Raw genomic sequence first — 13655 nt, forward strand, 5'->3', positions numbered from 1 at the left:
GATCGGAAGCCGGCCTCGAGCGAACCGACCGTCACGGATCGGGATGCCAGTCGAGTCCCGACCGTCGAACCGAGAACGCCCGTTCGCCACACGACGGGCAGCGCGTCCCGCCGCCGGGTACGACGTCTCGCTCGGGGATCGTCCCTTCGAGGCCGCAGTCGTTGCATTCGATCCAGACCGGCATAGCCGTGACTGCGGGCCCCATCAGTCTGAAGCTATTGCAGGAATTCGACTGCAGTCGACGCTCGAGTCGGTCGATCGCGACACGAAGAGAAGAACGCAAAGAGAGAGTCACCACGCCGGTCACGGACCGACGCGGGGGCCGACGGCGTTAGTCGAGGAAGCCTTCGATGTGGTCGGCGACTTCCTCGGGGGTGTCACCGACGGGGACGCCGGCGTCGTTGAGCGCCGAAATCTTGCTCTCGGCGGTCCCGGTGCCGGAGCCGGAGACGATCGCGCCGGCGTGGCCCATCCGCTTGCCCGGGGGCGCGGTGCGGCCGGCGATGAAGCCGGCGACCGGCGTGTCGACGTTCTCGCCGATGAACGCGGCCGCTTCCTCCTCGTCTTCCCCACCGATCTCACCGCACATGACGATGGCGTCGGTGTCGGGGTCGTTCTCGAACAGCTCGAGGGCGTCGACGAAGTCGGTGCCGATGATCGGGTCGCCGCCGATGCCGATGGCGGTGGTCTGGCCGATGCCGCGGTTGGTCAGGCTGTCGACGACCTGGTAGGTCAGGGTCCCCGAGCGGGAGACCAGACCGACGTTACCCTCGGAGAAGATGTTCCCCGGCAGGATGCCGAGTTTGGCCTCGCCGGGCGTGATGAGGCCGGGACAGTTCGGCCCGATGAGACGGGTGTCGGTCTCGGAGAGGCGCTTGTTGACTCGCGCCATGTCCTGGGTCGGGATGCCCTCCGTGATCGCGACCGCGAGGTCGAGATCGGCGTCGAGCGATTCGAAGACGGCGTCGCCGGCGAACGCCGGCGGGACGAAGATGACCGAGGTGTCGGCGTTTTCCTCCGCGACCGCTTCGTGGACCGTGTCGTAGACCGGGACGCCGGCGGCCTCCTGCCCGCCCTTGCCGGGGACCGCGCCGGCGACGACGTTGGTGCCGTACTCCATCATCTGTTCGGCGTGGAACTTCCCTTCCCCGCCGGTGATGCCCTGTACCACGACGCGCGTGTCGTCGTCGACTAGTACGCTCATTGTTCGTTCACCTCGTCAGCGTATTCGACAGCACGCTGGACCGCGCCCTCGAGGGTCTGATCGACCGTCACGAGGTCCTCGTTCAGAATCTCCATGCCTTCCTCCCAGTTGGTGCCGGCCAGTCGGACGACGACCGGCTTGGGAATCTCGTCGAACTGCTCTAGGGCCTCGTTGATCCCGCGGGCGACCTCGTCGCCGCGCGTGATGCCGCCGAAGATGTTGAAGACGACCGAATCGACGTTGTCGTCGGAGAAGACCATATCGAGCGCGTTCGCGATGCGGGCGGCCTTCGCGCCGCCACCCACGTCGAGGAAGTTGGCGGGTTCGCCACCGTAGTAGTCGACCAGATCCAGCGTCGTCATCACGAGCCCGGCACCGTTGCCGATGATGCCGACGTTGCCGTCGAGTCGGACGTAGTCGAAGCCGTACTCGTCGGCCTTCTGCTCGAGTTCGTCGCCGCCGGCCGCTTCCTCTTCCATCTCGGCGAGTTCGGGCTGGCGGAACAGCGCGTCCTCGTCGATGTTCATCACGGCGTCGGCCGCGATGACCTCGTTATCGCTGGTGACCATCAGCGGGTTGATCTCGGCGTCGGCGCCGTCCTTCTCGTCCCAGAGTTCGTACAGCGTCGTCAGGACGCTCGAGACGTCGCGCGCGATCGACTGGTCGACGCCGGCGTCGTAGACGGCCTTGCGGGCCTGGTAGGGATGCATCCCGAACGCGGGGTCGATGTGTTCGCGGGCGATCGCCTCGGGGTCCTCCTCGGCGACCTCTTCGATGTTGACCCCGCCCTTGGTCGAGACCATCGCGACGGGTTTGCCCTCGCCGCGGTCCATCGTGATCCCGACGTAGAGTTCGTTCACGAAGTCGACCGCTTCCTCGACGAGGACCCGGTCCACGTGATAGCCCTTCAGGTCCATCCCGAGGATAGACTCGGCGGCCTCACGGGCCTCGTCCTCGTCCTCGGCGAGTTTGATTCCGCCGGCCTTCCCCCGGCCGCCGACCTGTACTTGCGCCTTGACCGCGACTGGATAGCCGATCTCCTCGGCCGCGGCGACGACGCCGTCGACGTCGGACGCGAGCTGCGAGTCCGGCGTCGGTACCCCGGCATCGGCGAAGACCTGCTTCGCCTGGTACTCGTGTAATTTCATACCATTCGAACGGCCGTTCCGGCCTTGCTTAAATCCTGCCAGTTTCCACTCGCCACGGGTGATCCATCGACGTGCATTAACGACACTGCCGCCGGATTCCCCCGACCGTCGTTTCAGTCCCCTTCTTTGTGTGGGTTCTCAACTGAACTGACCGTCTACGGGGGGACACGTTCGAACTCCGACCCGAAGCCTCGGCACGACTGGTCGATTTTCAACCCGCCGGCCGGCACGCCCTTGGCACAGCATTCAACCCTCGGCTCTTCTAACGGTCGAGACGAACACCGCTGTGACGAATCCCACCGCGACCCGGCGTCCCTCGAGTTGGGCGTCGTCGCTCGCCGCCGTGGCCCGATTCCTGGTCCACAGTAACCTCTTTATCTCGCTGGCGACGGTCAGCGTCGTCGTGACGACGACGCGGCTCGCGGACCTGCCCCTCGAGGCGCTGCCGGTCTTCATCGTCTTTGCGGCGACGATGTTCGTCTACACGGTCAACCGGTTTACCGACCTCGCGGAGGACGAGCAAAACGTCCCGCGGCGTGCGGCGTTTACGAAGCGGTACGGCCGGTACTGGCTGCCGATCGGGGTCGGCCTCTACGTCGTCGCGGTCGCGGTTGCCATCGCGCTCGGGCTCTCGGGCGCACACTATCTGGTTCTTCCGCTCGCGGTCGTCCTGTTGTACTCCGTCGGCGGGATCAAGCAGGTCTTCCTCGTGAAGAACCTCGTCGTCGGGTTCGCCTGGGGTGCGATCCCGCTGGGCGTCGGCTACTACTACGGACGGGTGTTCGCCCCCGAGATCCTGTTTCTGGCCACCTACGTGACCGTCATGATCACGATCGCCGCGGTGGTCTTCGATGTGAAAGACATCGAGGGCGACCGCGCCGAAGGGATCCCGACGGTACCGAACCTGTTCGGACCGGCTCGGACGCGCCAGCTGTCGCTGCTGGCGACCGCAGCCGTCGCGGCGGCGGTCGTCGGCGGCGTCGTCAGCGGCGTCGTCCCCGGCGAGTTCCTCGCGGTCCTCGCGATGAACGCCTACGTCTGTGCCTACATCCCCTTCGCGACGCCCGATCGGGGCCCCCTCTACTACGGCTTCGTCGTCGACGGCGAACACGTCTTCCTCGCGGCCGTCGTCCTCGCCCTCGAGTGGCTGGTCTGGTGACCGCCTCGCGCCGGTCGAGGGGGCACCATGCCTGTCCCGGCCGGATCGACAGCCCCTCGACCTACGTCCCAACGTTTATTCGGCTGTCGTGACTTGCAGGAAAAGAAATGGGTGTACTCGATTCGTTCGGCATCTTAGCCGCAAGTATCATCACGGCGTTGGTCATGCTTCTCTTCGCCGTCCTCAGTTTCTTCGTCACCGTGTTCATCGTCCAGGCGGGTGCCGGACTGGCCGGCTACTCGCCGGGCGCGGACTTCGTCGTCCTCTCGGCCGCGATCCTCTCGACCGGGGCGATCGTCGCGGGCGCGTCCCCGGTCTCGGGACTCGCGAACACCGATCAGTAACGCGTTCGACCCCTGATACAGACCGATAGCGCATACCTCCGTCTTCAGGCGGAGGTCAAGCGATAGGCATAGTGCGTCAATCCACGAGTCCTGCCATTACTTGATTTCCCACACTTCACCGAAGGTATTAACACGCCGACGAACTACAATGTGCAATACGGATGAAGACCACACGGCACGCGACCTACAACCTCAACTACCACATAGTGTGGTTGCCGAAATACCGCAACTCGGTACTCAAAGGCGAGGTCGCCGACCGTGTGCGAGCCATCCTCCACGAAATCGCCGATGACAAAGGCACAGAGATAATCGACCTGACCGTTCAACCCGATCACATCCACCTGTTCGTCAGTAGCCCACCGAAACACGCCCCCTCGCTTCTCGCCAACTGGTTCAAAGGCATCAGTTCGCGGAAATACAACCACCGCTACGCCGACAACAAAGGTGAGAAGATTCGATGGGCGCGAAGCTACTACGCAGGAACGGCGGGACACGTTTCCAGCGAGACGGTGCAGGACTACATTCAGCGTCACGAGGCGGGCGACCAATGACCGAACTCACCAAGACGCTGGAACTCAAACTGGTAGACCCGAACGCGCACAAACGGCGGAAACTCCGCGAGACGCGGGAAGCCTACCAGCAGGCCCTTCGAGATGCCTTCGACGCTGGCTGTCGCACACAGACCGAAGCGAACGACGTGGTAGTCAACTACGACCTGTCGGGGTACGCGAAAAACGCCCTCAAGAAGTACGTTCCGCAGTTGACGACGACGTACAACGCGGGCGACTTACACGACGACCACCCTGTTCGATTCACGAACGAAGGGCTACAGATCGACCACAAGCCCGAGAACGCTATCGAGTGGTACGTCAAAATCCCGCACCATGAGGACTACTACCTCTGGATGCCAGCACAGCCGAATCCCGACCAGCGAGACTGGTTGGAAGCGTTGAACGCTGGTGATGCGGAGATGGGTGAGAGTCGCCTGTTCGAGCGGGACGGGACGTGGTATCTCCACGTCACCGCGACCCGCGACGTGGAGGAGTGTTCCGAAGCGTCTAACGATGAACGGACGCCTATTGGAGTAGACATCGGGGAAGCGTCACTCGTCACGGTGTGTCACCGTGACGACCACGGTTCTCCGACTCGCCCCGAACTATGGGCCGACGAGGGCAAGACCGTTCGTCAGCTACGCAAGACCTACTTCACCGCTATGCGACGGCTTCAAGAACGCGAAAGCGACCGTATCGTTGAGTCGTTCGGTGACGACCTGTGGAACCAGATAGATGACGTGTTCCATCGTGTCACCCGCGAAGTCGTAGAGTACGTTGAATCCGTCGAGAATCCTGTACTGGTTCTGGAAGACTTGACGGACATTCGGGAGTCGATGGACTACGGCGAGTACATGAACCGCCGTCTTCACGGCTGGGGATTCGCCAAACTCCACGCCCAGATACGGTACAAGGCCATCGAGAAGGGGATTCCCGTCGAGACGGTGAATCCGCGCAACACGTCGAAGGAGTGCCATGCGTGCGGTGGAGTCGGGTATCGCCCGAAGCAGGCGACGTTCAAATGCACGAACGACGACTGCTGGATGGGCGAGTACCAAGCGGACGTGAATGGGGCGATAAATATTGCAGACCGCTACCGCAGCGGAGAGAGTCGTTCCAGAGAACACGAGAACGACGATGACTCGGCTGCGGATGGGGCGCGTTTGACCGCGCCACAAGACAGCCACGCCGATGCTGAAACTCAGCAGGTGACGCGTGGATCGTATGCGTCTTGAAACCACAGGGTCGTTGCACTCGGCCTGGAATCCCGTGGCGGGATTCCCGCGTCTTCAGGCGCGGGAGGAGGTCAATTTCGAGCCGAGATACGGCTCACGGAGCCACCGTCGATAGCTGCAGTGTCCAGTCGACCGGTCGGTCCCGGACCTAGTCCCGGTCCGTCTCGCTCCAGTCGCAGTCCTGGCACTTCCAGCCGGTAACGAGTTCGGTCACGGAGGGCATGTACACCACCTTCAACGCGTTGCCCCCGCAGTCCGGACACGGCTCGTCGGCCTCCTCGATCGAGTCGACCTCCATCACCGACTCGCCCTCGATCAGTTCCGCGAGTTTTCCTGCCGTCACCATTCGTCCCTGAACGACGCGGTTCTCGCTCACGGTCGGACTACCGTCCGCGATCGACTAAGCGTTTCCTGATACGGGTTGCTGTAACGGTTTCCCGGTGGGACCGCAGGGCGGTCGCGGTCCCACCGGCAATGACTGACAGTAGGCCGTCTGAACGGATCGCGCCAGCCGTCGCTCGAGACCATCGAGTCAGTATCGAAAGTGTGTGGCCGATCGGCGGTCGCTCACGAGCAGGCGTCGCCGATCGGTGGGTTGCCAGTCGGTCGGTACGGCCCGCGTGCGTGTACTCCCCCATCCGTGGGCCGTCAGCGCGGTCGTCAATCCACCTACCGCGGTCGAACGAACGGGTGCCGTGGATATCAGTGTACTCCGTACACCGTGTGCATGCCGTGCACGGCACGCGCCGGCCGTCGTCGCTCGAGTCCGCTTACGGATCCGGGTCGAACGGCCGCGCCTCCCGGCGGAGGGTGTCGAACCGCGCTATCGCCCACTCCCTGACGCGGTCGTCCGTCGACTCGAGCAGCGCCGTCGGCAGGCCGGTGTCGTCGTGGACGCCGATCTGGACGGCCCGATCGACGACGCCCAGATAGACGGGAACGTCCCGATCGACGACGGACACGGAGACGGACGGCTGGTCGACGATCGACTCGAACGCGGCGGCGAGTGTCGGGTCCGTCCGGACGCTCTCCACGACCGGTTCCGCAAGTAGCATCTCGAACTCCGCGCCGTTCTCGATCGCCTCCGTCGAGGCCTCGAGCGGGTCGGCGCCGGCCGCCGGCAACACCGCCCGCACGCGATCGGCCTCGGCCAGCGTCGTCGCGTGGTGGGTAACCGGCGCGTACGGGTTCGCCATCGTGGCCTCGACCACCGTCGCGTCCGTCAGCCTGTCGGGATCGACACCGAGCCACTCCTCGTCGAGTCGCTCGAGGACCGGCCGCAGGCGGATCGCCGCATCGGTCCGTTCCAGCGCCGCGGTCACCCCGTCGGCGACCAGCGCTCCGGCCGCCGTGATCTCGTAGCGTTGCCCCCGTTCGCGGATCAACCCCCGGTCGACCAGCGCGGACAGGCTCCGACTCAGCGTCGTCCGCACGACGTCGACCTCGGCCGACAGCGCGTCCCGCGAGACCGCCCCCTCGGCGTCGAGTCGCTCGAGGATTCGGACTCTGCTCGGCGACCGGGTCACGAACTCGAGGGTATCGACCGCCGCCTCCGTCCGCTCGGACATCACATCGACCCTCTCGTCGCCCCTACTTTATCGCACTGGCCGTCCGGGGAATCGATCCGGCTCCCGGACCCGAATTCGGCCCGAGCATGGTTCTGCGCGCACAATCGTATAGCAAGTCCGCTCCGAACGGTCCCACATGGAGACGCGCTGGGCGACCGTCGACGGCGTCACCCTCGAGCTACCGGACGACAGTACCGTGAGCGAGCTTCGGGACGCCCTCTACAAACCCGACGACGCAGTCCTGATCGCAGTGACCGGCGACCTCGTCTCGGTAGTCCACGACGAGGACCGGCCGCTCTCGGAGCTGGTCGCCGGCTGTGCGGACACCTACTACTTCTATCGCCCCGGCGAGCCCGACCGCAACGAACTGCTGGCCGCGACTGAACTCGAGGCGGCGCTCGAGTCGGGAACCGGCGGTCGATCGGACGCCGAGACGACGTTCCAGCGGCCCGGCATCGATCACTGACGGCGGGTGTCGACCGGATCACCGACCTCCAGAGCGCGGCCGCGGTCGCGCTCGGGAACGCGCGTGATGATCATCAGCGTGTAGTAGTGATCGAACGCGTCCCGGTCGGCCCAGTCGGGGAACGTTTCCTCGCGCCGTTCGACGAACCGCCGTCGGAACTCGTCGGTCGGCTCGCCGGTGTCGGGATCGCGCTGGGGGACGACACACCGGCCACAGGGCGTGACTCCCTCGAAGCGGACGTCGCCGATCTCGAACGCCGGGGCGTCCTCGCCGACGAAGCGATCCTCCCAGAAGGGGTCGACGCCGCCGATCTCGACGTTGGCTCTGAGCCGCCGCCGTGCGCCGTCGACGGTCATCCCGTCGAACCACGAGGCGACGGTCTCGAGCGTCGCCGTGCTGATGACCGACGGCCCCATCTCGCGCCGGTCGACGAATCCCAGCGACTCGTCGCGCTCGAGCGACAGCTCCGCGTCGAAGAAGTCACCGAACCAGTCCGCGGCGGCCTCGCGGTCGGTCTCGAGGTCGAACTGCCGGCGCTCGCCGTCCGGTGCCGTGACCGAAAGCGTCGCCGTCGACGGCTCGAAGTCGGTCTCGAGGTCGTGGACCCGGTCGGTCCGCTTGCCGTTTACGACCTCACCGTCGGCGTCGAACAGGGCGAACTCCCTGTCGTGAGCGAGCGTGCCACCCGCGAGGACATCGGTCGCCTCGAGGTCGATGCCGTCCAGTCCCTTCACCGGATACACGGTGAGCCGGTCGAGTCGTGTCATTGCGAGGAGCTATCCGCCGATGATCCATTAGTCTTCGTTCGAACGGAACCGCGTCGCAATAGAGCGGCGATCCGATCGGGCGGTCGTCACGTCGAGAGCCGCAGTCAATCGATCGTCACGACGGGGTCACCGCGTTCGTCGAACTCGACACGGACCTCGTGGCCCGCGTACGTGAAGCCGACGTGACCGGCCCGGCGATTGCCCGATTCGGTGGTCGCGAAAAGCGCCGCGAGCGCGTCGGGGTCGACCGCGTCGAAAAGCGGCGGTAACGCCGTCGGGTCGGCTCCCTCGAGCGCCGCGATACCGGCGACGATCCGTTCGTGTACCGCATCAGTATCTGCCGCCATATGGTGGGTCTGGTCCATTGCCGACTACGGCCACACCGCCACATTAATAGGTTTTGGAATACCGGCGTGTTCTGGGCGCGGTCAGAATACCTGTTCAGCAGTATTCGGCCGTCACGTCTCTGAACCTGATGGACCAGGACCGATGCACTCGAGCGTCGATATCGATCGCTGTTTCTGCGCTCGGCTCCGTCCGCTCGGTCGACGCACCGACGTGTGAACCGATCGGTCGTCCCTCGGACACCGACTCCAGCACCGGCTTTTTCGGTCCTAATCGTCGAATTAACGCCGTTTCTCGAGGTCGTGACGACACCGCACCGACACCCGATTTAAGCCGGTCGGCGTGGAAGCCCGCCCGATGGACGTCCGGACGTTCCCGGTCCTGACCGACGAGGACGAGCCGGTAGTCGACCGGCTGTCCCTCGGGACGGGCGAACGGCAGGCACGGGTGCTAGCGTACCTGTTGTGTCGGCGGGCGGATCCGGACCTGTCGGACGCGGCGAGCCGGACGGCTGCCCACATCGGGGCCGGACTGAGCAAGCACGCGACCGCGGACGCGCTGACCGAACTGGCGGCCGCGGGGCTGATCGCCGAGACGACGGCGACGACCGGTTCCCCCGGTCGGCCGCCGAAAGCGTGGCACGCGGTCGCCCCCAAAGCCGAGACGGTCCGGCGGGTCGACGCCCGCCACGCCGACCGCCTGCTCGAGCAGGGCGAGCGATACGCCGGCCTCGAACCAGCGGGGGCCGAATCCGCCGACGACGAACGGAACGGGGGCGGTACCGACGGGCCGGCGTCCGAATCGGCCGAGCGATCGGACCAGGGGCGGGTCACCGTCGCGCTCAACTGGCGGCCGAACGGACTGCACCTGCCGCTGCTGGCCGCGCGAGACACCGACGGCGGCGTGTCGCTCGCGCTCGAGTCCGCCGACGGCTCGCGGGCGGCCGCGCTGGCCGTCGCGTCCGGGGAGTATGCTGTCGGCGTCGCCGGCGCGGCGACGGTTCTCCGGGCGCGCTCGCTCGGCCACCCCGTCGTTCCGATCGCGGTCTGTTTCCAGCGGTCACCGGTCGTCCTCTACACCACGCGGTCCGCGTTCGGCGACCCCCTCGAGGCCGTCGGACAGCTCCGCGGGCGTCGGATCGGGATGCCGAACGGGACCGAAACCGGCCTGTTAGGGCGGCTCCTCCTCGAGCAGGCCGGCATCCGGGACGCGGTCGAACTCGTCGCCGTCGACGGCGAGGAGCGGGCGGCGCTGCAGTCGGGCGTCGTCGACGCCGTGACGGGAATGGCACCCGATCCGGTCCGGCTCGAGGCGGCGGGCCGAACCGTCGACTCCCTCGCCGTGTCGGCGGCCTACCCGGCGTACGGACCGGCACTGATCGCAGCGGAAGATCGACTCCGGCGGGATCGGGACCGCTTCGCGGCGTTCCTCGAGACGACGCTGGCGGGCTGGGCGGACGCCGTGTGCGCGCCCGAGTCGGTCGCTCGGACGGCCGCGAGCGAGACCGACGAGTCGGCCGACCGCCTCGCCCGGACCTTCGAGCGGGCGACCGAGCGCTTCGCTACAAGCGAGGGGGTCCGGCGACACGGCTGGGGCTGGCACTCGCCCGACGCGTGGCGAAGCCTCCAGGACGCACTGGCACAGGGTGGCCTGCTCGAGGGCGAGTGATTCCGCGAGAACCACCGCTACCGGACGGAGAGGTCTTCGCCGCCCGCCGGGGCAGTGAACTCGAGTTCGACCTCGAGTTCCCGGTCGCGCTGGTCGCCGAACTCGATCTCGACCTCGATCGGGTCGTCGTACTCGAAGGGGATCTCCCACTCCGAGGCGGAGATCGTAAACGAGGAACCGGCCTCGAGTTGCTCGGCCAGTTCGTGGAGGAACGCCGCGGTCTCCTCGCTGGAGAGGTAGACCTCCTGTTCGAAGAAGCCGCTGGTGATCGTCCGCCGGTCGCCGGTCCGATCGTCGGGGAAGTCGACGCGGTCGCTCATGGTCCTCGCTCCCACGCCGACACCGATAAAACCGCAGTCAGGGAAGTCGATACGTTCGAAGCGGCCGAACGCGGCGGGTATCTAGCCGAATCGAGGAAACCCTTCTTGTGGCCGGCGAGTGAAAACTAGTGGCATGGATCTTCTCGAGGCGCTCGGTAACGGCACTCGCCTGGCTATCCTCAGGCAACTCTCGCGGGAACCGATGTACGTCTCGGAACTCGCGGAGGCGACCGGGATGGACGGCACGACCGCCGTCCATCACCTCTCGACGCTGGAGGAGGCCGGACTGGTGACCCACTACAGACGCGGCAACAGGAAATACTACGAACTCGTCCAACGGGTCGAGTTACGGATCGCGCCGCCGCCCGAGCGGACCTTCGTCCTGCAAGCCGACGAGGCCGACGAACACGACACCGCGGCGGACGACTGACCCGCTCCGCCCGGGCCTCCCGTCGGACGCGAGCGTCACGGACCACCGACCACGATGCGTGTATAGATTTCCAACGGACGTTCCTCCCCGGACTGTTAGCTATATGTGACCATGCACCGTGGATCGATGGTATGATCGAGGCGGCCCTCGAGGGTGTGGTCGACTCCCAGGGAACGTGGTTCGCGTACCTCGTTCTCGCCGTCGGGGCGATCGCCCTGACCTATAGCGTCGAGAAACTCATCAGCTACCTCACGCGGGCGGCGATGGGGCTTGGCGTTTCGATCTTCGCGCTGGCGATCGTCTTCACCGGCATCGAGTTCGACGACACGGTCGTCGCGCTGGTGTTCGGGGCCGGCGACCTAGAGGGGGTGGCGCTGGGTACCGCGCTCGGAACCGCTCTGGCAATCACCGGGATCACGCTGGCCGCCGCGGCGATCTACAAGCCGTTTCCCGTCGAGGTCCCACGGGACTACCTGCTGTTGTTCGTGATTGCGCCGCTCTTGCTGGTCCCGTTCGTCGCCGTCGATCGACTCGGGCTCGTCCACGGGCTCGTCCTCGTCGCGATCTTCGTCGGTCTCTTCGGGTATATCGTCGCCCGGGAACTCCAGCGCGACGTGCCGGTGTTCAGGGACTCCGAGATCGCCGAGCGACTCGAGGCCGACGGCGGCGTCCCGCTCGACGACCTCGCCATCGGAGACGTCGACAGTCGGACGGTCTTAGAGGAGATCCCCGAGGACCGGTACGTCGCCGAGCGACGCTACGCGGGGGCCTTCTGGCTCGGCCTCGCCGCCGTCTCGCTGCTCGGCGTGATCGTCGGGGCCATGCTGCTCGAGGCCGGCTCCGAGGCGATCGTCGAGTCGTGGGGGATCGAGGAGACTGTCTTCGGGGCGACGGTGTTGACGCTCGTGTTGACGGTCGAGAACCTGCTGTTGACGATCGAGCCGGTCCGGCGTGGCATCCCGGAGATCGGGATCGGCCACGTCATCGGCAGCGTCGTCTTCTCGGTGACGGCCAACGTCGGCGTCATCACGTTCGTCGCCGACGTGACGATCCCGCGTGCGGTCCTTTATTTTCATCTGCCCGCCGTCGTCGTCCTCACCACCGTCGCCGCCGTCTTCGTCTCGAGCGGACGGCTCCGACGGCGACACGGGCTCGTCTTGCTGGGCCTCTACGCCGCCTACTGGCTCGTCTCGCTGCTGGTCTTCGGCGGCGTTCCGATCCCGGAGGCACTCTGATCGGGGCGACGCTCCGCCGGAGCGGGGCTGCCCCACACGCCGGTCCAGCGGTCGAAAATTAAGTACTCCGACGATGTAGCTCGGCCGCGATGGTCGTCCCCAGTTCGACGGTCGCGCTCGTGGCCCTCTTCCTGTTCGGGGTCGTCCTCGTGATCTGGTGCGTCGAGGTCTTCATCGAGGCCGTCGCCAGAAGCGCCGTCTCGCTGGGACTCTCGGGCTTTTTCCTCGCGGTCGTGTTGGCCGGCATCGACCTCGAGAACGCCGTCCTCGGCGTGGCCGCGGCGTTCGTCTCCCTCCCCGACCTCGCGCTCGGGACGGTGTTCGGGGAGTCGCTGTTCGTCCTCGCCGTCGCCCTCGGGCTCGCCGGACTCCTCGTGCCCTTTCGAACGGCCGTCCCCCGGGCGTACCTGCTCATGCTCGTGCTGGTGCCGCTGCCCGCGTTCGCGCTGTCGCTCGACGGCCGGCTCACTCCCCTCGAGGGCGCGGGGCTGCTCGTGTTGTTCGTCCCGTTGCTCGCCTACATCTTCCGGCGCGAACGCCGGACCGAGACGACGTTTCTGCTCTCGGCGGAGGTTCAGGAGGCCGTTCCGCTCGAGGGCGGCGCGGAACCGAGACCGGAAACGCCCGATGGCGGAGATCTGACGGCCCCCGAATCCGACGGGCAGACGGCGGCCGACGGCTGGGACCTCGACCTCGACGAGTTCGTCCCCGCCTTCGAGGACCGGAGCGGGCTCTTCAACCTGGGCGTCGCCGCTCTCGCGGTCGTGGGGATGACGATCGGCTCCGGGATCACGGTCGTCAGCGCCGAGGGGCTCTTCCTCGCGCTCGGTATCTCGGGATTGGCCTTCGGGGCGACGGTGTTGAGCTTCATCGCCTCGCTCGAGGAACTCGCGCTCACCGTCGAACCGGTCCGGCGGAACCGGCCGGAACTGGCGGTCGGCAACGTGATCGGCAGCACGGTCTTCTACGTGACCGCCAACGTCGGCATCGTCGCCGCGGTGCATCCGATCGAAACCGGCGGGGACGTGCTGACGATCCACTGGCCGTTTCTGGGCGTCTGTCTGCTCGTCGCGACCGCCATGCTCGCCCGCGGACGCGTCGGCCGCGTCGGCGGCCTCCTGCTGTGTGGACTCTACGCCGCGTACTGGGTCGCGAACTACCTCTGACGGGACCCGCCGTCGGACGGCCGGACGGCCGCGATTCTCAGTGTGAGGA

Annotated in this window: 17 protein-coding genes; 9 read left to right on the plus strand and 8 right to left on the minus strand. The window is 66.3% G+C overall.

Going from position 1 to position 13655, the window contains the following annotated elements; all coding sequences use genetic code 11:
* Positions 1-31 precede the first annotated feature (31 nt).
* The 3 genes from ACSBP4_RS04040 to sucC form a co-directional block, all read right to left on the minus strand.
* On the minus strand, positions 32-184 hold the full coding sequence (locus ACSBP4_RS04040; protein ID WP_435551436.1) for a hypothetical protein: 153 nt from the start codon (positions 182-184) through the stop codon (positions 32-34).
* 147 nt (positions 185-331) lie between these two features.
* Positions 332-1204 (minus strand): succinate--CoA ligase subunit alpha, encoded by an 873-nt coding sequence (gene sucD, locus ACSBP4_RS04045; protein ID WP_049966583.1) that lies wholly within the window; start codon positions 1202-1204, stop codon positions 332-334.
* A complete protein-coding gene (sucC, locus tag ACSBP4_RS04050) occupies positions 1201-2352 on the minus strand; it encodes an ADP-forming succinate--CoA ligase subunit beta (RefSeq protein ID WP_006179352.1) in 1152 nt (383 codons plus the stop codon). The genes sucD and sucC overlap by 4 nt, the downstream gene beginning before the upstream one ends.
* 286 nt (positions 2353-2638) lie before the next feature.
* Between sucC and ACSBP4_RS04055 the strand changes: the two genes are divergently transcribed.
* The 4 genes from ACSBP4_RS04055 to ACSBP4_RS04070 all read left to right on the plus strand — a co-directional run bounded on the left by ACSBP4_RS04055 (position 2639) and on the right by ACSBP4_RS04070 (position 5641).
* Positions 2639-3511, plus strand: coding sequence for a UbiA family prenyltransferase (locus ACSBP4_RS04055; RefSeq protein WP_049966582.1), 873 nt, complete (start codon positions 2639-2641; stop codon positions 3509-3511).
* Positions 3512-3618: 107 nt separating this feature from the next.
* On the plus strand, positions 3619-3855 hold the full coding sequence (locus tag ACSBP4_RS04060) for a hypothetical protein (RefSeq protein ID WP_006650587.1): 237 nt from the start codon (positions 3619-3621) through the stop codon (positions 3853-3855).
* A gap of 161 nt (positions 3856-4016) precedes the next feature.
* Positions 4017-4406 carry an IS200/IS605 family transposase gene (tnpA, locus tag ACSBP4_RS04065; protein ID WP_049966581.1) on the plus strand — a complete coding sequence of 130 codons (390 nt, stop codon included), beginning with the start codon at positions 4017-4019 and terminating at the stop codon, positions 4404-4406.
* On the plus strand, positions 4403-5641 hold the full coding sequence (locus ACSBP4_RS04070; RefSeq protein ID WP_049966580.1) for an RNA-guided endonuclease InsQ/TnpB family protein: 1239 nt from the start codon (positions 4403-4405) through the stop codon (positions 5639-5641). The genes tnpA and ACSBP4_RS04070 overlap by 4 nt, the downstream gene beginning before the upstream one ends.
* A gap of 148 nt (positions 5642-5789) precedes the next feature.
* On the opposite strand, the gene ACSBP4_RS04075 is transcribed toward ACSBP4_RS04070, so the two are convergent.
* Together ACSBP4_RS04075 and ACSBP4_RS04080 are read right to left on the minus strand one after the other, a co-directional pair.
* Positions 5790-6017: a DUF5795 family protein gene (locus tag ACSBP4_RS04075; protein WP_006179356.1), complete on the minus strand. Its 228-nt coding sequence runs from the start codon at positions 6015-6017 to the stop codon at positions 5790-5792.
* 394 nt (positions 6018-6411) lie between these two features.
* On the minus strand, positions 6412-7209 hold the full coding sequence (locus ACSBP4_RS04080) for a helix-turn-helix transcriptional regulator (RefSeq protein WP_435551437.1): 798 nt from the start codon (positions 7207-7209) through the stop codon (positions 6412-6414).
* Between the two features lie 136 nt (positions 7210-7345).
* Here ACSBP4_RS04080 and ACSBP4_RS04085 point away from each other — a divergent pair, with 136 nt between their 5' ends.
* The gene (locus ACSBP4_RS04085) at positions 7346-7675 is read left to right on the plus strand and encodes a hypothetical protein (protein WP_006179358.1); all 330 of its coding nucleotides are present in this window, start codon (positions 7346-7348) and stop codon (positions 7673-7675) included.
* Here the strand turns inward: ACSBP4_RS04085 and ACSBP4_RS04090 are convergent.
* Both ACSBP4_RS04090 and ACSBP4_RS04095 read right to left on the minus strand, forming a co-directional pair.
* Positions 7669-8442, minus strand: a complete 774-nt coding sequence (locus ACSBP4_RS04090) for an MOSC domain-containing protein (protein WP_435551438.1) — start codon at positions 8440-8442, stop codon at positions 7669-7671. The genes ACSBP4_RS04085 and ACSBP4_RS04090 overlap by 7 nt on opposite strands.
* Before the next feature lie 104 nt (positions 8443-8546).
* Positions 8547-8807, minus strand: coding sequence for a HalOD1 output domain-containing protein (locus ACSBP4_RS04095; protein WP_049905924.1), 261 nt, complete (start codon positions 8805-8807; stop codon positions 8547-8549).
* Between the two features lie 337 nt (positions 8808-9144).
* Between ACSBP4_RS04095 and ACSBP4_RS04100 the strand changes: the two genes are divergently transcribed.
* A complete protein-coding gene (locus ACSBP4_RS04100) occupies positions 9145-10455 on the plus strand; it encodes an ABC transporter substrate-binding protein (RefSeq protein ID WP_435551439.1) in 1311 nt (436 codons plus the stop codon).
* A gap of 17 nt (positions 10456-10472) precedes the next feature.
* Here the strand turns inward: ACSBP4_RS04100 and ACSBP4_RS04105 are convergent, their stop codons facing one another.
* On the minus strand, positions 10473-10775 hold the full coding sequence (locus ACSBP4_RS04105) for an amphi-Trp domain-containing protein (protein WP_006650578.1): 303 nt from the start codon (positions 10773-10775) through the stop codon (positions 10473-10475).
* A 133-nt stretch (positions 10776-10908) separates the two neighbouring features.
* Here ACSBP4_RS04105 and ACSBP4_RS04110 point away from each other — a divergent pair, with 133 nt between their 5' ends.
* The 3 genes from ACSBP4_RS04110 (at position 10909) to ACSBP4_RS04120 (ending at position 13606) form a co-directional block, all read left to right on the plus strand.
* Positions 10909-11205 (plus strand): ArsR/SmtB family transcription factor, encoded by a 297-nt coding sequence (locus ACSBP4_RS04110; protein ID WP_006179363.1) that lies wholly within the window; start codon positions 10909-10911, stop codon positions 11203-11205.
* A 131-nt stretch (positions 11206-11336) separates the two neighbouring features.
* Positions 11337-12440, plus strand: coding sequence for a sodium:calcium antiporter (locus tag ACSBP4_RS04115; RefSeq protein WP_435551440.1), 1104 nt, complete (start codon positions 11337-11339; stop codon positions 12438-12440).
* 89 nt (positions 12441-12529) lie between these two features.
* Positions 12530-13606 (plus strand): sodium:calcium antiporter, encoded by a 1077-nt coding sequence (locus tag ACSBP4_RS04120; RefSeq protein ID WP_049966575.1) that lies wholly within the window; start codon positions 12530-12532, stop codon positions 13604-13606.
* Positions 13607-13655: the final 49 nt, after the last annotated feature.

Source organism: Natrinema sp. CGMCC1.2065 (assembly GCF_051225675.1).
Lineage (GTDB): Archaea > Halobacteriota > Halobacteria > Halobacteriales > Natrialbaceae > Natrinema > Natrinema thermotolerans.